This window comes from Prolixibacter denitrificans (genome assembly GCF_003014495.1).
Lineage (GTDB): Bacteria > Bacteroidota > Bacteroidia > Bacteroidales > Prolixibacteraceae > Prolixibacter > Prolixibacter denitrificans.
Map to the genome: position 1 here is coordinate 1 of NZ_PYGC01000016.1, position 18,548 is coordinate 18,548.

12 protein-coding genes and 1 pseudogene are annotated in these 18,548 nt (G+C 47.2%); 4 read left to right on the forward strand and 9 right to left on the reverse strand.

What is annotated here, in order from left to right:
• A pseudogene (locus tag CLV93_RS19045) lies at positions 1 to 349 on the reverse strand (hypothetical protein); the annotation flags it as partial.
• Positions 350 to 988: 639 nt separating this feature from the next.
• On the opposite strand from CLV93_RS19045, the gene CLV93_RS19060 reads away from it, so the two are divergent.
• Complete coding sequence (locus CLV93_RS19060) at positions 989 to 1,645, forward strand: PQLLE family protein (RefSeq protein WP_106543826.1); 657 nt, start codon at positions 989 to 991, stop codon at positions 1,643 to 1,645.
• 281 nt (positions 1,646 to 1,926) lie between these two features.
• Here CLV93_RS19060 and CLV93_RS19065 read toward each other — a convergent pair whose 3' ends face one another.
• The 8 genes from CLV93_RS19065 to CLV93_RS19100 form a co-directional block, all read right to left on the reverse strand.
• Positions 1,927 to 2,916 carry an aldo/keto reductase gene (locus tag CLV93_RS19065; RefSeq protein WP_106543827.1) on the reverse strand — a complete coding sequence of 330 codons (990 nt, stop codon included), beginning with the start codon at positions 2,914 to 2,916 and terminating at the stop codon, positions 1,927 to 1,929.
• A 148-nt stretch (positions 2,917 to 3,064) separates the two neighbouring features.
• A complete protein-coding gene (locus CLV93_RS19070; protein WP_174821594.1) occupies positions 3,065 to 5,473 on the reverse strand; it encodes a glycoside hydrolase family 127 protein in 2,409 nt (802 codons plus the stop codon).
• Between the two features lie 103 nt (positions 5,474 to 5,576).
• Complete coding sequence (locus tag CLV93_RS19075) at positions 5,577 to 7,643, reverse strand: alpha-glucuronidase (protein WP_106543828.1); 2,067 nt, start codon at positions 7,641 to 7,643, stop codon at positions 5,577 to 5,579.
• Positions 7,644 to 7,680: 37 nt separating this feature from the next.
• Entirely contained in the window at positions 7,681 to 8,997 is a 1,317-nt protein-coding gene (locus tag CLV93_RS19080) for a family 8 glycosyl hydrolase (protein WP_106543829.1), read from the reverse strand.
• Between the two features lie 75 nt (positions 8,998 to 9,072).
• Positions 9,073 to 10,287, reverse strand: a complete 1,215-nt coding sequence (locus tag CLV93_RS19085) for an SGNH/GDSL hydrolase family protein (RefSeq protein ID WP_246187262.1) — start codon at positions 10,285 to 10,287, stop codon at positions 9,073 to 9,075.
• Between the two features lie 91 nt (positions 10,288 to 10,378).
• The gene (uxuA, locus tag CLV93_RS19090; RefSeq protein ID WP_211297921.1) at positions 10,379 to 11,593 is read right to left on the reverse strand and encodes a mannonate dehydratase; all 1,215 of its coding nucleotides are present in this window, start codon (positions 11,591 to 11,593) and stop codon (positions 10,379 to 10,381) included.
• Positions 11,594 to 11,617: 24 nt separating this feature from the next.
• A complete protein-coding gene (locus tag CLV93_RS19095; RefSeq protein WP_106543831.1) occupies positions 11,618 to 12,424 on the reverse strand; it encodes an SDR family oxidoreductase in 807 nt (268 codons plus the stop codon).
• Between the two features lie 50 nt (positions 12,425 to 12,474).
• Positions 12,475 to 13,110: an NUDIX hydrolase gene (locus CLV93_RS19100; RefSeq protein WP_106543832.1), complete on the reverse strand. Its 636-nt coding sequence runs from the start codon at positions 13,108 to 13,110 to the stop codon at positions 12,475 to 12,477.
• Between the two features lie 175 nt (positions 13,111 to 13,285).
• Here CLV93_RS19100 and CLV93_RS19105 point away from each other — a divergent pair, with 175 nt between their 5' ends.
• From CLV93_RS19105 to CLV93_RS19115, 3 genes are all read left to right on the forward strand, one after another.
• Positions 13,286 to 13,840, forward strand: a complete 555-nt coding sequence (locus CLV93_RS19105; protein WP_106543833.1) for an RNA polymerase sigma-70 factor — start codon at positions 13,286 to 13,288, stop codon at positions 13,838 to 13,840.
• 56 nt (positions 13,841 to 13,896) lie between these two features.
• Positions 13,897 to 15,063 (forward strand): FecR family protein, encoded by a 1,167-nt coding sequence (locus CLV93_RS19110; RefSeq protein WP_106543834.1) that lies wholly within the window; start codon positions 13,897 to 13,899, stop codon positions 15,061 to 15,063.
• Positions 15,064 to 15,147: 84 nt separating this feature from the next.
• Positions 15,148 to 18,537, forward strand: a complete 3,390-nt coding sequence (locus tag CLV93_RS19115; protein ID WP_106543835.1) for a TonB-dependent receptor — start codon at positions 15,148 to 15,150, stop codon at positions 18,535 to 18,537.
• The last annotated feature ends 11 nt before the right edge of the window (positions 18,538 to 18,548 follow it).

An 18,548-nucleotide genomic window follows, 5' to 3' on the forward strand; every position in this document is an offset into this window, starting at 1 on the left:
GTTTGAAGGACTGGATTTGTTCCTTCACCCCGGGCGATACTTGCGATTTGATGGTTTTTAAGTTGTAACGGGGCTTAATTGCGCCTGGATTCGGCATAGGTTGCTTGTTATTTCTTTTTTTTAACCCCGAATAATCTACGTAGGCCATCCCTTTCAATGCCTCAAAAAAGGTATGTAAATCAAACTGCTCTTCCGGAACATACCAACATCCCATGGTTTGGCTCCAGCGGGCACCGGCTTCCCGCTTTACCCGGTCAATCAGCTGCTGGTCGTATTCAAACCGTAGGGTGACCACCATGTTATCACGGTGTCGGGCTTTTTCAAGTACGATGGTCCGGTCTGTTGGCATTTTGTTGGCTGTTATGGCTCATCAAGGTAATAAAAATCTTTCTGAAATTGGTTTTCAGTTCCTTCATGAACCCCGTTTTTCTATTATCATAATTTTTCTTCGCATACCAGATCCATACGTTCACCACAGAAAAACGACCGTTCATCAAAATTTTTGGCATAAAACATATTTTTTGCTTAAGTTAAAAACTCATTCGTTGTCAGGACAGAAAAAAAGGAGACTTTAGCGGGCGTACAGAACAGTGGGGCAGGAAGGGCGGAGGCTTTCTCTTTTTGTTCCCAAAACGGATTCAGAGCGTTCTTTAAACAGGCTCCTGGTATCCAAAATAGAAAACGGACCCCGGTAGCAAATCAAGATCTGCGGATAGCAAACCAGGGGTGCCTGGTAGCAGAACATCGTCGCCCGGTAGCAAACCAGGGGTGCCTGGTAGCGGAGCGCCGTCGCCCGGTAGCAAACCAGGGGCGTTCTGTAGCAAAATAGGGTAGTTCTGTAGCAACGCATCCCAAAAGTGTAGCAAGCCCCGAACCGTTCGATGGTAGTGCACTACGCTTTGCGTCTCTAATACGTCATACGTATCGAAAAGTATTAGATAACGGCCGGACACCCGGCCAACATGTTTAACTTCAAACAACTTAGTCTATGTCCAGACCTAAATTATCAGAAGCGGAACTGCTGGAACGCAACCGCGTAGCGTTGGAAAACGCCGAACAACAACCCGAAATTGCATCAGCCATGTCCGAACTGGGCTACGATGCCACCAAAATCGCCGAAGGTAAAACGCTGTTGGCAGAAAACCAACAAGCCTACAATTTCAACAAAACCGAGGACGATGAAACATCCGAAGCCTACAACAGCTTTACAGCCAACTACGATGCCATAGACGAGATTTATCGGAAGCACCGCAAGAAAGCAAAAGTGATTTATCGTAAAGACCCGCTGATGCTCGCTAAACTGAACATCGATGGCTCAATACCCCGAAGCTACGCCAAATGGCTCGAAACAGTGCAAAAATTCTACACGGAAGCTATTGCCGATACGGCTATCCAGGAAAAATTGGCAAGCTTGAAAATTAGTCTGGAGGAGCTGAATTCCACCCAGGCACAAATTGGAGAATTAAAAACCGCGCGGGCCAACTACCGCCGCGAAGTCGGAGAGTCGCAGGAAGCTACCAAAAAGAAAGATGCCGCATTTGCTAAAATAGACGATTGGATGTCGGAGTTCTATGCCGTCGCTCGCATCGCCCTTGAAGACCAGCCTCAGCTGCTCGAAGCTCTTGGTAAAGTAGTCAAAAGCTAGTAGCACAAAAAAAGGATGGTATCCATTTCGGATGCCATCCTTTCTATTCATCGTTATCTTGTTCTATTTACTGTTTTGTCTTCGCTTTCGCCTGAGCCTTTGCCTTCTCCTTCGCTTCCCTGTTTTCCCCATCTCATCTTCTCCCACTCTCCCTTTCTCCTTCGCTTCCCTGTTTTCCCCATCTCATCTTCTCCCACTCTCCCTTTCTCCCTTTCTCCTTTTCTTTTGCCTAAGCCTAAGCCTAAGCCTAAGCCTGAGCCTGAGCCTTTGCCTTCACCAACTCACCACTTCTCGTTGGCAATGTCGGGCCAGATGTGTTGCTCATAAATTTGTCGGATGCCGTCCATCTGCTCTGCGGATAGTTCCGGCAATTCCGATGCCTGTACGTTGGAAAGCACCTGCTCCGGCCTCGAGGCACCGGGGATGACACAGCTCACCTCTTTGAACATTAGTATCCATCGGAGGGCCATGGCTGCCAGGTTGGTCTGTTCCGGGAAGAGTCTTTTGATTTCTTCCACTGCTTCCAGTCCTTTCATATAATCCACTCCCGAGAAGGTTTCGCCCTTGTCAAACGCTTCACCGTTCCGGTTGAAGGTACGGTGGTCGTCTTTTCCAAAGGTGGTATCGGGGGTGAACTTCCCGGTCAGGAGTCCGCTGGCCAGCGGCACACGCGCCAGTATCCCGATGTTCTTTTTCGCTGCTTCCGCGAAGAAATCTTCAGCAGGACGCTGCCTCAGCATGTTGAAGATAATCTGCACCGTGGTCACATTCTCATATTCCAGGGCTTTCAACGCTTCATCAATCCGTTCCACGCTCACGCCCAGGTTCCTGATTTTTCCCTCTTTCTTCAGGGTATCGAATAGCTCGAAAATCTCAGGACGGTAGTACGTTTCGGTAGGCGGGCAGTGCAGTTGGATCAGGTCCAGCGTCTCCAGCTCCATCCGTTTCAGGCTGTCTTCCACAAACCGGCGAAGTCCCTCTGTCGTGTACGATGCATCCACATGGGGCGAAAACTGACGGCCGCACTTGGTAGCCACATAAATCCGTTCGCTGCGGGAGCGCACCAGGCGGCCCACCGCTTTTTCGCTCTCACCGTCGTTGTACACATCCGCGGTATCGATAAAGTTCACGCCGTTATCGACCGCCGAATTCAATATGACACCGGCATTCGGGTGACTGAACGGGCTGCCCCATTTGCCGCCCACCTGCCAGGTTCCCAATCCCACTTCCGAAATTTCAAAGCCTGTCTTTCCCAGTATTCGTTTCTTCATTTCTCTTGGTATTTAGTTGATTTCGTTCCGCTTTTATCGGGCAAACTGTACCCAATCCACTTCAACAGGCGTACCCGACAGTTGTTCGACGGCCAGGTTATGAACGACGCCTGCTGAAAGGGAAAAGGGGCACAGCGATGAAAATGCATTACGGCGTATCCGGTCCGGCTTCCTTCCTCGCCAGGCGGATGTAGTAAACACCTCCGGCGGTACTGTGCGGAAGCGATTGAAACTTCACCCGGACGTGTGTTTTTCCTTCAAGCATCGAATTGGGAATCGGGTATGTTACTTCCTGGAATTTTTTTTGATTCCACTTCCCGGTGTTATCCTCCGATACCAATTTCTGGTTGTCGATGTAGATATCGAACTTCCGGTTTCCCTGTTCGTCGCCCCAGTAACGGACGATTAAACTAAGGTTGGTAGCCGAATCGGTGGCCATTTGGTAGCTGAAATAGCCACCGTTGCGGGCGTCCCGCCAAAAATCGTCCCGGTTGTTTCCTGAAAAGGAGTTGGAATCCTGCATGGCGTGATCCACTTCGGGTTGTTGCTCTCCGGGAGCCACAAAATCGATTGTCCGCTTATCCAGTGCCATCCGCTTTTTCTCCAGCGTCGACAGTGAGTCGAGATACGAATGATACTGTTTAGGTGTCAGCGTCATCCAGTACATCATGTACCGGGCGTCGTGTATCAGGAAGAACGGTTCCAGCTCCACCTTTATCGGGTTGATCAATTTCCACTTCGGTGCCGTAAAGAACAGCGGCTTGTTTTTCTCGGGTACCAGCTCCTCCGGAATTTTCGACTTGTCCTTCGAAATGATGATGGGCGCGGTGTTTAACGGGAATTTTTTCCCGCTGGGAATATGCCCCCACCGGCTGTCGTCGGCAATCAGTCCTTTCAAGTCCTGCGTACCCGTTTTGGCTCCCAGTACAATGGGCCCGTGCAACAAAGCGATGTAATTCGGCACATTGGGCAGCTGCTCATAGGTATTGTGCATGGGCAACTGAATCGTAACGGTGTCGCCGGCCTTCCACAAACGGTCAACCGCGATATACGATGCCGGATGAGCCTTGTAGGGAACATTCTTCCCGTTGACGGTTATTTTCAAGGCTCCGTCTTTTACCCATGACGGGTAACGGACCATTAAGGCGAAATGCGCAGAGCCTTTCTCGACAATCAATTTGGTTTGCGGCTCATACGGGAATTTAGTCTCTTGCTTAATTTTCATTCCCCTCTTTTCCCAATTCAGTTCCGAAGCAATGAAGAGATTCAGATACAGTGAATCGCCCTGGTGGGTATAGATAAACTCGTTGTATTTACTGTGGTTTTCCATACCGCTGCCCACACAGCACCACATGGCTTCGTTTGGCGCCGAGTAGACCCGGTAACTGCGCGGCCGCACAGGAGTGAAATACACGTATCCTCCGGTCTCCGGATTTTGAGTCGACAGAATATGGTTGAATACCGTCCGTTCGTAGTAGTCGACATATTTCTCCTTCGGGTGTACCCGGAACAGATCTTCCGTCAACTTCAGCATGTTGTAGGAATTGCAGGTTTCCGGGCCTTCCACATCATTCACATAATCGGTGCACGACGAAGCGCTTGGAAAGAATTCTCTCCGGCTGTTTCCTCCGAATGCCAGCGTCCGGTTTTGTGTTACGGTTTGCCAAAAGAACCGGCCGGCTTCCACATATTTCTTGTCATGCGACAATTCACCGATTCGTTGAAAACCGATGGCTTTGGGAATTTGTGTATTGGCATGTTTGTTATCGAGGTTGTCACTGTCTTTCGACATCGGGTCCAGCAGCATACGGTGTGAAAACCGTTTGGCAGCTACCAGGTATTTCTTGTCGCCGGTCATTTGGTAAGCATCGGCAAACATTTCATTCATCCCTCCGTGTTCGGTGTCCAGCATCGATTGAATCTGGGCATCTGTCAGGCGGGAAGTGATATTGATTCCCCAATCGCAAAATTTGAGGAACATGTTTTTGGCTTCCTGGTTACCGGCATACAACCAGGCATCTCTTAAGCCTGCATACATTTTATGCACGTTGTACCACGGAACCCAGGCTTTATGATAGGCCTTAAAATCTCCGTTCTTCAGGGTACTCCAAACTTCTTTGCTGTTGGGAACGCCGCCCACATAACCTTTGCCCCATCCCGGGTGGTTGACGGTGTTGGCATCCTGGCATTTCTTCAACTCCGAAATCATGTATTCCAACCGTTGCTTACAGGCCGCATTACCGGTCGCAGCGGTGTTGATCGCCATGGCCGATAAGTAATGCCCACCGATATGTCCGTCGAGGCCGGCCCAGTTGGTATAGCTGGGAGCTTTGGGTTTCAGTCCGGCTTCTTTGCGGTAAGGCGCCAGTAAGCGATCGACATTATACTTCAGCAACGTCTGTATATTCAGGTCGCGGGCATGTTTAAACGGCCCGTCCAGTAGTTTTACGTCTTTCAGCGGAAATTCGTTGTGATACAGCTTATCCTGGGCCTGCGTGTGACCAGCCATAAAAAAGAGACCGATAAGCAAACACCAAAACGGATATTTTATTCTCATGATACGTTACTTGGTTTTAATTCTTTCGATAATAATTCCTAACCTGCCCAATATATTATATCCTCGGATAGGATTCAATTTCAGAGCCGTTTTCACGTGAAATTTATCTTATTCTTTTCATATCGTTTTCGATTAAATCCTTCAGGTTGTGTACCGGCCGTTCGATGTTATACGGAATCGGCATGCGGCTGAACTGCTGGAAGTACAGCAGGCAGGCATCTTTCCACACCTGGGCATTGATGCACTGTTTCCGGAGTTTCTTTTGCACCACGCTAAACCGTTCTTTATCGACGTATGGTTTTGCTTTGTCCCACGTTTTCTGAAAACTACGCACCTGGTCCAAACCTTCCTGGTAATGATAGCACAGGTCGTCCCAAAGGGTCAACCCGCTTTGGGTTTGATAATTCCACGGAAGGTGATGAAACCACAGCAGGTAGATTTCGGGACAGGTATTCACATCATTGAATAGCGAACGAAGCGGTTCGTGGTACTGACTAACGGCATTGCTACCGTTTTCGGTCCGGTCGAACCCGATACCCAGTGTATCGGCCTGGTGATAGTAAGGAGGGGTCCAGTCTTTGCGAACACCTTTCGGCGCCCACCAGGGACCGGGGCCGTAGTGATTTTCCGGCGCGAATATATGATGCAGTCCCAGCGGCATCATGTAGTTAACGGCCGCTTCACGACTCTCCAGCATCATCCGTTTCACCGGTTTCAGGAAATTGATGTTCCAGACAATGGGAAGAACGGTCGAATGGGTCCGGTCTTCGGCAGGAGTTGGTTTAAAGGTGAGTTTGACCCACTCATCAGCAATCTGGTCGCTGGATAATTGGTTGTTCCAGGCCAGACGGCCGAAAGCGTACCAGTTGGCCTGGGCAAACGGGTGTCCGCACCAGTTGGTGTCCAGCCCGACGTTGGCTACCCCCGCAATGGCTGTGTGTGTTTGCTGGAAAATGCTGCCGTCCGTGCAGCGGGCAACTGTGCTTCCTTTGCCTTCCTGGTACGTATCGCTTTTCAGGAACTCTTCCCACATCGGGGCTAAAAACACCAGGTGAACAGCTTGTCCCAGGTACTCCTGTGTTACTTGCAGTTCCGGCATCACCGGAGTCTTTTTCATGGCTCCGAATAGCGGGCTGAAAGGCTCGCGCGGCTGGAAGTCGACGGGACCGTTCTTTACCTGGACAATCACATTGTCATGAAATTTCCCATCGAGCGGCATGAATTCATCGTAGGCCTGTTTGGCCCGGTCTTCGTCGTTGGCGCTGTATACAAAAGCCCTCCACATAACGATACCTCCATAAGGTTTCACGGCATCGGCAATGGTATTGGCCCCGTCGGCATGCGTGCGGCCGAAGTTCTGCGGACCAGGTTGTCCTTCACTGTTGGCCTTTACCAGGAAGCCGCCAAAATCGGGAATCAGCTTGTAAATCTCTTTGGCTTTGTTTTTCCACCATTCTTTCACCTGCGGGTCGAGCGGGTCGGAAGTCTTTAATCCGCCTATCACCGAAGGGGAAGCGAAATTCACCGAAAGGTAAGTCTTAATACCATAAGGACGCAGGACTTCGGCAATCGCCCGCACTCTTTTCAGGTATTCGGTTGTCAAAACCAGCGGCGAAGCATTGACATTATCGAGAACAGCGCCGTTAATGCCAATCGAAGCATCGGCACGGGCGTATTCCTGCCACAGCTTTTTATCTTTCTCGGTTACTGCAAGTGAATCTTTGCCGTGCCAGAAAATGGAACGGCCGGCATAACCCCGTTCGATGGTGCCATCCAGGTTGTCCCAGTGATCGAGAATACGCCGTTCGTACGACGGATTCTCTACCTGTTCGGTGATGGGCTCTCCGGTTTGCTGACGACGCAACAGGTCGTAAACGCCGTATAATAAACCTAAGTCGGTGTTCGCCTCGATGCCGCCGGGACTAAGGCGGTAACCATCGCCTTTGATTAGTTTATCGTGCTTCTTTTTCAGCACAAATGTTGCATTGGCTTTGCCCTGCCAGCCTTGATGCAATTCCTGTTTGGCGATTTCGAGAGTAGGGGATTTTCCGGAGCAAACAACGTTGACCGGAGCTGTATGTTTGGCGCGCAGCCAAAGGTCGTGCCCATTCTCGGCATTGAGCGTAAGAGCGGCAAAAAGGAAAATGAGAAGCGTGAATGTGACTTTCATATCTTGGATTCTGATTTTCGTTAATGTGTAAGAGTGTCTATTGATTCGCTGTTTGGGGCGTAATGATTCGGTATTCGCCGCTCAAATGCATCAGGCTGAATAGATACATCAGTCCGTCGTAATACGGATCGAAGTAGCCGTCGCTGTACGGTTCGAGTTTGGCATTCCACAAGGCACGCACAAAATCAAGGCTGTTCTTGTCTTCGTTTACCGTGATCAGGGAGGCTGTAGCCGCGGTAGCTACCAATCCCAGCGAATGCCTCAGCTTTTGGAAACCTCCTGCCGGAAGAATGTATTCCGGTTTCGAACCATCCGGATTGAACTGATCCTTGAATGAGTTGATTCCGCGGGAGCGCAGGAAGTTTTGAAACTTTTCGGCGTAAGCTTCCTGCCATTTTTTGTCCTTTCCAAACCAAACGTAATCCATTGCAATGTTCATAGGGACCCGCCATGAATCGTAGCGGAACGCTGCGGGCATCCAGGGTGTGGAATGCGGTGTGCCGTCAAAATTGGTGTAATCGGCATTTAAACCTGTCTTCGGATTGCATGCGCGGTGAAGAAATACGCGGGCCGAGTCGGCACAATCGCGGTAGAACTGTGCGTGACCATCATGGGCATATTGGGCCCAAACCTCAAAAAAGGCAGGCACATTGTACGACGGATCGGTCCAGTGATAGCCGCCACCTTCGGGCACAAACGAAATCAGCTTGTGCTTCACATTGATGAGATTGTAGATATTCCCGGTGCCATCTTTTTTCCACATGGCATCCAGAATCTTCCTCGCATCGGCATAGTAGTTAATGCCGGTATCGTTTCCCCACCGGTTCGATGCAAACAGCAACGTCGTGACGTAATACAGTTCACCGTCCGAAGCCGAACCTTCGGAGTTCCGTTTCATGGTTTTGGGATTGAAACTCCAGGCAAAATATCCTTTTCTTGGTCCGGTTTGATGCTGAAGATAGTGTTTGGAAAAGCGCCAAATCCGGTCGAAAACGTCTTTCTTATTCATCTGAACGGCGATCATCATTCCGTATGAAAGTCCTTCCGTGCGAACATCGTGATTCTTCAGGTCGGAAATATATGCCATCGAATCGCCCACCTCGAAATAGATACGGTTGGGGCCATGGAAGAGTTGGTCATAGGTTTGAGCTATCTTTTTATCGATAGCCGACTGTTGATAACCGGCTTCTTTCAGCAAATTCCTGGATTTTACGGGTAAAATTGCGGAATCGGGATGACCATCACCAGTATTTCCGGCAAATGAATGGTTGATGCCTAAAAATAAGATGGCCACCAGCAATGAGGCTATTCGATACGGAATATTCGGTTTGATTACGTAGTTTGTTCCTTTCATCGGTTTATCTTTTATGTTTAGCTATTGGGTCTGTAAATTTCTTACGGTGTCTTACAACGATAAAAAAGTATTGTTCTATTTGAAAAGCGAAAGGTCAATGGTACCAGCCATCATGCGATACCCCAGCTCATTAGGGTGCAGATAGTCGCCTGACTGTGCTTCCGGCCGGAGGCTTAACGTATCTTTTGGGTTTCGCATGGCTTTGTCAAAATCAATCACCGCATCGAAATGGCCGCTGGTACGAATCCATTTGTTCACGGTTTGCCGGGCTGTTTCGCGGTAATCTTTGTAATAGAACGACTTTTTGATGGGAGTAATGGTTCCTCCGTATACTTTGATTCCTTGTGCGTGTGCTTCATCAATCATCTTTTCATAGGCGGCGATGAGGCCTTGCGCTACTTTGTCAGCCGCTTCCTTGTCGGGTGTTCCGCCGATATCGTTAACTCCTTCGAGAATGATTAACCAATGTACGCCATGCTGATTCAGAATGTCGCGCTGAAAACGGCTAAGACCGGTAGGGCCAAGACCTCCGTGAAGTACACAATTCCCCCCAATCCCCATGTTCAGCACACCAATATCCTGGGTCCGCTTATTCTTTAAAAGGCGCAAAGCTAGTTCGTCGGGCCATCGGTCCTGTTTATTGGTGCCGGAACCTCGTCCGTCGGTGATGGAGTTCCCGAGAATCGCGATGGCTGCTGCCCGTTTCGGGGCCATCACATCAATGCCGTTAATTACATACCAGTGGTCGGTTTTGGCGGCTTGCGAGAAATCGGCATTAGGCGAGGAATGGTCGCCTGCGAGCAAATACGAAGTTGTGCGTGAACCCGGATGCCCGGTTACGTCGGGAGATGTTTCTCCGAAGGCAATGGTAATAGCCACTTGCATTCGCGGTTTGAGTTTGAATGAAACCGGGTCGGAAACAACCGTTTTTCCCGGCTCCATCGTGACATCCGTTTGTCCGTTAAAAGTTAGTTCTTTGGAGGTAGACGGCTCAATTTCACTTCCGCCTTTCGAAACCGCGATGTGAACGGTCTTCATGGTCACCGGACTTTCGCTGAATCTATTGGAGAACCGGAACCGCAGTTGCTTTCCGCCAATGGAAACACAAACCACCTGACGCAACGTATTGTTAGTTAATCCCGGTGCCGGCGGCATATTACGGTGTTCAACAAGTTGCGGGGCGGTGGCCCAGGTACCCACCCACGATTTTGATGAAGTAGTTTTATTTTGTGATATAGCTGCCGTGCCTGTTGTTAGCAGGACAGCCATGATAAGAATGAGTCGTTTCATTGGTTTCGATTTATTATTCATTCGGTTGATAAAGAGGAGCTCATCAATGTCAGAGTAGAGCTCCTTTGTTGCTCGTAAAGCATTGTGTTATTTACCCTTGTTGGGATAAAGCATAGTCAATCGCAGTCATGATGCCCTCCAGCTCTGCCAAACCTTTCAGCCTTCCGATGAGCGGATACCCCGGATTGTACTGGTGATTGAAATCATCGAGGAGTTTCAGTCCATGGTCAGGTCTCACCGGCATTTTGAAATCATCGCGACCAACTTTAATTCTTCGTTTTTGCTCCTGCAATAATGCCGTTACAAGAGGAACCATATTTTGTGTACCGGTTAAGTGACCAGATTCATAAAAGCTTCCGTCTTCCAGCATTTGCGTGTTCCTAAGGTGAACAAAGTGGATCCGCTCACGGGTCTTTTCAATGATTTCAGCCAGATTGTTTTCTCTTCGCGCTGAAAGGGAACCGGCGCAAAAGGTGATACCGTTGTTAGGTGATGAATTAGCCTTGAACAACCACTCGTAGTCGTCCAACTGCCCGATAATGCGGGGCAGTCCCAGAACCGGGAACGGGGGATCATCCGGGTGAATGGCCAGACGGACACCCGCTTCCTCAGCAACCGGAATTACATCGTCAAGAAAGGCTTTTAGGTTTTCCCGCAGTTTCGCTTTGTTGATGTCTTTGTAGCGGTCGATAAATTCCAGAAACAACGCTTTCGGGTCGGGAACCGAACCATCAATCACTCCGTCGATAAATCCCTGCGTTACCACAATAATATTATAAGCCAACTCCTCCGCCTCTTCTTCCGTCATTTTATTGAACACCGTTCGGGCTTTGTCAACCAGTTCCAGGGGATAGTCAGCTTCTGCGCCCGGGCGTTTCAGTATGAAGACATCGAATGCCACAAAAGTGGGGAAGTCGAAATACATCGACTCAGCGCCATTGGGAAGTTTGTAATGAAGGTCAGTCCGGGCCCAGTCGAGCACGGGCATAAAGTTGTAGCAGATGGTATCGATACCGCATTCACCCAGATTACGGACAGATTGCTGATAGTTCGCAATCAACCTCGGCCGGTCGTCTGATCTGATTTTAATACCTTCACTTACCGGAAGACTTTCCACCACACTCCACCGCATGCCGTGCGATTCGATGGCCTCCTTTACCTTTAGAATTTCATCCTTGGGCCAAACTTCCCCGTTAGGAATATGATGTAGAGCTGTTATGACGCCTTCAACTCCAATTTGGGCCAGCTGCTCCAACTTAATGGGGTCTTTCTCTCCAAACCATCGCCATGTTTTTTCCAGAGCCATTTTAAGCCTTTTTTGTTCTATAAATTAAACTCCGCTGAATGAACTGAACCCGCCATCGACCGGCAGAATGACTCCCGTAATGAAAGAAGCAGCATCAGAGCATAAAAACTGCACAGCGCCATTCAGTTCCCTGATATCGCCAAAACGCCCCATCGGGGTTCGTCCGATTACTTTTTTACTGCGTTCGGTGTACGAACCGTCGGGGTTGATGAGCACATTACGGTTCTGATCGCCGATGAAGAATCCGGGAGCGATGGCATTCACACGGATTTTTTCGCTGAATTTCGTCGCCATTTCCATGGCCATCCACTGTGTGAAGATGTTGATACCCGTTTTAGCTACCGAATATCCGGGTACGCGTGTAATGGCAGAGTAGGTTGCCATTGACGAAACAGTGACAATGCTACCTGCACCTTGCTTTGCCATTGCTTCTCCAAATACCAGACACGGGTAGATAGTTCCATTTAAATTGAGGTCGGTCACTTTCTGAAAATCCTCAATTTTCATATCAAAAACCGTTTGTTCTTCCGTTAAGGTAGCGCCCGGCATATTGCCACCGGCAGCATTGATCAGGATATCTACTTTGCCCCATTTCTTTATAAGGATCTCGCGAGCTTGCCGCAGTTCCTCCATATCGAGTACACTACCCACAATTCCAAAAGCTTCTCCACCCAGTTGCTCCAGCTCCTTAACCCGGTTGTTGATTTGTTCCTCCCGAATGTCGAGGATGGCTACTTTCGCACCTGCTTCGATCAAACTACGGGCGATACTGCCTCCCAAAACACCGCCACCTCCGGTAACGACTGCAACTTTTCCATTAATATCAAACATTGTTCTATTATATTTTGTGTTGATTTATTTGATTCAGATGTATTTGGTTTTTACTTTCTTTTCAACCGGTATAGGTATGCCGGCCGTTGTTTTCCCCCTGTGGTTTTTTCATTCAGCCGCTCTACTAGTTCCTGTGAAATCACCTTCTTCCTGAAGTTTCGGTTGTCGATCGTTTCATGAAGGAATGCCTGAAACAGATCGTGCATTTGGTTCAGCGGAAATTTTTCCGGCAGGAGATTGATAAGGACTGGCTTTCGCCATATTTCATCTCTAAGCCAGCTCAGCGCTGTGTCGATCATATTATTATGGTCAAACGGTAATTTTTTAATTCCTTTTACCTCGAACCATTTTACTTTTTTCGCATGTGCACCGGCAAGCAATTCAAATTGTTCCGGTTTCACTAAGGCACAATATAAAACAGAAATGACCCGGCGATCAGGATATCGGTCTGTATCGCCAAATACGTCTACACGAGATAAAAACAGGTTGGAGATGCCAGTTAATTCGTGCAACAACCTTCTGGAAGCATCATCCATGTTCTCATTGTAGTATACATAACCACCAGGAAGTGACCATCGGTCAAGTTCAGGCTGCTTGTCCCTTTTGATTAACAGTATTTTAAGCTCTCCATTTGCAAACCCGAAAATGGCATTATCGATAGAAATGTTAGGCAAAATTTCGTTCATAGGAAAAAAAGTTCTACTTTGCGTACAAAGTACGTAAATAAAAATTAATTTTAAGCACTTGTAAGAGTTAATTTTTTGTGACGAATTATGTTAATGTTTTGAAATCATTGGCCTACGACAAGATGAATTTTTATTAAGCAGAAGCCTTTAATAAGCTGACTACTCATCCAAATCAATGAAAATTGAAGATAAAATACTGCTTGATGAAATAAGGAAACGCAACAGCAAAGTATTTGAGATGCTGTTCCGGGATTATTATGCCTCGCTAATAAGGTACGCCGACGGATTTGTTTTCGACAAAATCGTTAGTGACGATATTGTGCAGAACTTTTTTATTTATCTCTGGGAGAATGGAGAGCATCTGGATGTGAAAAGTTCTCTCAGAGCTTACTTCTATCAATCGGTACGCAACAGGTGCCTGAATTATCTGCGTGATTTAAAAGTGAAAGACAAACACAATTTGCTGTTCCTGGAGGCCAGTTTAAATAGCAACGATCCATCGCTTTTGCAGGACCCTGATATTGTAGATCAAATTCATCAGGCATTGGAGTCACTTCCAAAAGAAATGCGGGATATTTTCAGGTTGAAATATTTAAAAGGCGCAAAGACGAAAGAAATTGCCAGTCTAAAGAAAATTTCCTCAAATACCGTCAAAACACAGCTTCAACGAGCGAGAGAAAAGCTGAAAAAGAGATTAATTGAAACAACATCCATCAATTTTTTTCTGTAATGCTGTCACCCATTTTGATATTCCTCGTGTCTCAGGAGTAAAGATTCCTAATATAAATGGAAACGAACGACAACTTCATCGATATAAAAATCATCTGGAAAGTTATTCACAATCAGGCTACCTGGCGGGAAAGAGCAACGCTTGAAGCATGGTTGCAGGAGGACGAGAAGCATCAGCGTTATTACAATAGTCTAAAGGAGTATTACGAACGCGGTTCGACTATCAATCTGTCACGCGACGAAACCGATGGAGCCTGGAACAATGTGAAACATCGGATTTCCAGCAAAAAAACAAATACACGACGTCGGTTGATTCTCATCTCATCTGTAGCTGCTTCTTTGATTCTGGCTTTCACTTTTTTCTATTACAGCCAGCAGAATCGGCATGAGACTCCGGTGGCTGAAAACGTGAAGACAATCCAACCTGGTTGCAAAAAGGCAGTGCTTATTCTTGATGATGGGAAAAGCCTTAACCTGGCAGAAAACGATACTTTCCAGATTAAAGAAGACGGTGCATCGCTTAAAAACTCAGGAAACAAACTGCAGTACACCGCTGCATCGAAACCTTCCGAAAAGATAAGCTACAACACATTGAAAGTACCACGGGGAGGAGAGTACTACCTGGTGTTAGCCGATGGAACCAAAGTTTGGATGAATTCAGAAAGTACGTTGCGGTATCCGGTCAAATTCGCTGATAACGAAAGACAAATTGAACTAACCGGAGAGGCATATTTTGAAGTGACCAAAAATAAACACAAACCGTTTCGGGTTGTTTCGGGCAAGCAAATCGTCACGGTATTGGGAACGCACTTTAACATCTCAGCGTACCCGGAAGACTCGGTTACTTATACTACTTTGGTTGAGGGGCATGTGAATGTGCAATTGAAAGGTGATCCGAACGTGCAGCAATCACTCGTTCCCAATGAGCAAAGCGTTGTAAAGCTGAAGGATAATCAAATTACGAAGCGGGTGGTCGATCCGGCCCGCTATGTAGCGTGGAAAAACGGGCGATTTATTTTTAAAGATGAACGACTTGATGACATGATGAACACATTGTCAAGATGGTATGATGTTCAAATAGCTTTTTCAAATCAACGGGCAAAACAAATTCAATTTACCGGTAATCTGGAGCGTTACTCTGATTTTTCGGAGATATTGAATCTGATTGAAAAAACGGACGAAGTCAAATTTTCGATAAAAGACAACCTGGTAACAGTAAAATAAAAAAGCGGGAAATGGTGCGTACACTTCCCGCCAATCACTTTTTGGTGAGCGTTTAAATAGTAATTATCTAAACAATTCAAATCTATGAAAAAAAACCGAAGTATACCTGCTATTCACGGTAGGTTAAGAAGAATCTTGCTCGGTATGGGAATTGCGTTTGCATTCCTGCTCCTTGATTTCGGAAATGTAACGGCAAGTGTCTATTCACAAGAGACAAGTGTCCGGGTAAAAGTGGAGAATGCTACAGTTGAGGATGTTCTTAAGAACATTGAAGAACAGACGGAGTTCCGTTTTCTGTATCGTTCCGACTTACTGCGGAATATTCCAGCCCAGAATGTCAATGTAGAAGATGCGAGGGTTGAGGATATTCTGAATAAAATATTGGTTCCGTATGGTTTCACTTACGAAATCGACGATCGGACAGTAATTATCAAAAAGGCCGATAAACCGGCTGATGTAAAGAAGCCTGCCACACAGCAAAAGCAGGACATTAAAGGAAAGGTGACCGATAAGGAGGGAAAGCCGATTCCGGGCGTTTCCATCGTGGTAAAAGGGACAACCATGGGAACCATTACCGATCCTGACGGAAACTACACATTGTCGATTCCCGAAAAAGCACAAACACTCGTATTTTCATTTGTGGGAATGGAACCACAGGAAGTTGCCATCGACGGCCGTTCGCAGATCGATATTACCATGAAGGATTCAAATGTCGGGCTGAATGAGGTGGTAGTCGTTGGATATGGTACACAGCGGAAAGAAGCGGTAACCGGTTCGGTTGCATCGATAGATGGAAGTAAGATGCGCGAAGTAGCATCTTCCAATATTACACAGGCACTGCAGGGACGTATGCCGGGTGTTCAGATGTCGCAAACATCATCGAAGCCGGGTGCCGATATGCAGATTCGCATCCGCGGTACGCGTTCGCTGACTGCTGATAACAACCCGCTGATCGTACTTGACGGTATCCCCTTTGCCGGGTCAATTAGCGATATCAGTCCCAGTGATATCAAGAGCATCGATATTTTGAAAGATGCGTCGGCAACCGCTATTTATGGTTCACGCGGAGCCAACGGTGTAATATTGATAACCACGAACAAAGGGAGACGAGGACAAAAAGCACAGATTACCTACAACGGTTACTACGGCTTGAAAAGTGTTTTTGCCAAATATCCGATGATGAATGGTCCAGAGTTGCTTGCTCTTCGTCAAGCTGCCGGTCAGTATTCAAATGGAGAAGATGAATCGAATGATGTAAATACTGATTGGCAAAGCTTGTTGTACCGAACAGCTGTGGTAACAAACCACGATGTTGGTCTTTCCGGTGGTACCGACAAGGGGAGCTACAGCTTTGGTGCAGGTTATTACCATGATGAAGCGGTTATACCTACGCAACAATACGAGCGTTTCACATTGCGGGGAGCTGTAGATCAATCGGTAGGAAAAAGTTTCCGCTTCGGATTCACGACGAATAATAACTATAACGTAACAGATGGTTCGCAGGTGGGACTTTACGGTGTTTTGAGCATGTCTCCTCTGGCCAGCCCGTATAACCAGGATGGCTCATGGAAAAGAACCGTTAAGATGCCGCTGGACGAAAACTGGGTCTATTCAAAAGCCGTACTCGATAGTCTGAAGAATCAGTGGTTGAGTCAAACGAAAGCTTTTGGATCATACAACTCTTTGTACGGAGAGGTAAAAATCCCGAAAGTCGAGGGCCTGAAGTATCGTGTCAATCTCGGTTTGAACTTCCGTATGAGTAATGGAGGTAGTTACACAGGAGAGGGAATTAACAGCAGCAATGCGACGACTCCTTCAACAGCTTCTGTCAGTAACTCGCTTACAACCAACTGGACAATTGAAAACCTGTTGACCTATGATCGCACTTTTAACGAAAAACATCATGTAAATGTCGTAGGCTTGTACTCTGCAGAACAAACCAAGTACAATCGGTCATACATGTCAGCAAAGGATATTCCGTCGGATGCTTTCCAATATTACAATTTGGGACGTGCGCAAGGTGAAATCACGGTGGATCCTAATCAGCAATGGTATCAGAAAAGTGGTTTGGAGTCATGGATGGGACGTATCATGTATTCATACGACAACCGTTACATGTTAACAGCAACTATTCGTTCCGACGCGTCTTCCAGGTTGGCAAAGGGACATCAGTGGCACACTTATCCTGCTGTATCAGTCGGATGGAATATCAAGAACGAATCGTTCATGAAAGATATCAGGCCAATTGATATGTTGAAGTTACGCTTGGGTTACGGACAAACCTCCAACCAGGCTGTTCAGCCTTACGCTACGCTTGGACTGTTAAACACCCGGCCATACAATTTTGGTTCAACCGACTATGCAACCGGCTACTATGTGTCGCAACTTCCCAACCCCAATTTAGGTTGGGAGTACTCGGAAACAATGAACTACGGTTTGGATTTCAGTCTTTGGAATGGTCGCCTGTCGGGTACCGTAGAGTACTATGTAACCAATACAAAAGATATTTTGCTGAGTGTTAATTTGCCCAGCACGTCCGGAGTAAGCAGTTACGTGGGAAATATTGGTCAAACCCAAAACAAAGGTCTGGAGTTTTCACTTAACGGTAAAATACTGGACAATGTCAATGGATGGACCTGGGAAGCAGGCATCAATGTATCTGCTAACCGCAACAAACTGGTCGCACTGGCATCGGGACAGGAAAAAGACGAAGCCAACTGGTGGTTTGTAGGTCATCCGATTAATGTGATTTACGATTATCAGAAAATAGGCCTCTGGCAACAAGGAGATCCATATTTGGATATCCTGGAACCAGGAGGGAATGTCGGTATGATTAAAGTGAAATATACCGGTGATTACAATGCTGACGGTACGCCGACAAGGGCAATTGGCCCCGATGACCGGCAAATCATGAGTGTAGATCCCGATTTTGAAGGCGGTTTCAATACCCGTGTGGCTTATAAAGGATTCGATCTGACCGGTGTTGGAACCTTCCAGCATGGTGGAATTCTCATCAGCACTCTTTACTCAGCATCGGGCTATCTCAACATGTTGAGCGGACGAAGAAATAATGTACAAGTGGATTACTGGACACCGGATAACACAAATGCTACCTATCCGAAACCGGGTGGTGTAACAAGTGGAGACAATCCCAAATATGGCAGTACGCTGGGTTACTTCAGTGCATCGTACCTGAAAATCCGCAGCCTGTCATTGGGGTACAATTTCGATCGTAACAGTAGCTGGCTAAAATATGCAGGTATTAGTAAACTACGGCTTTATGTAACGGTGCAGAATCCATTTGTAATGTTCTCGCCATTTCATAAAATGTCTGGACTGGATCCTGAGACCAACTCATACGGTAACGAAAATGCAGCAGTACCCTATTCTGATAACCTGAAACGTTTGTTAACGTTGGGTACAAACACTCCGGCAACACGCAATTATTTGTTCGGCATCAATTTGACATTCTAAAAAAGGACTAT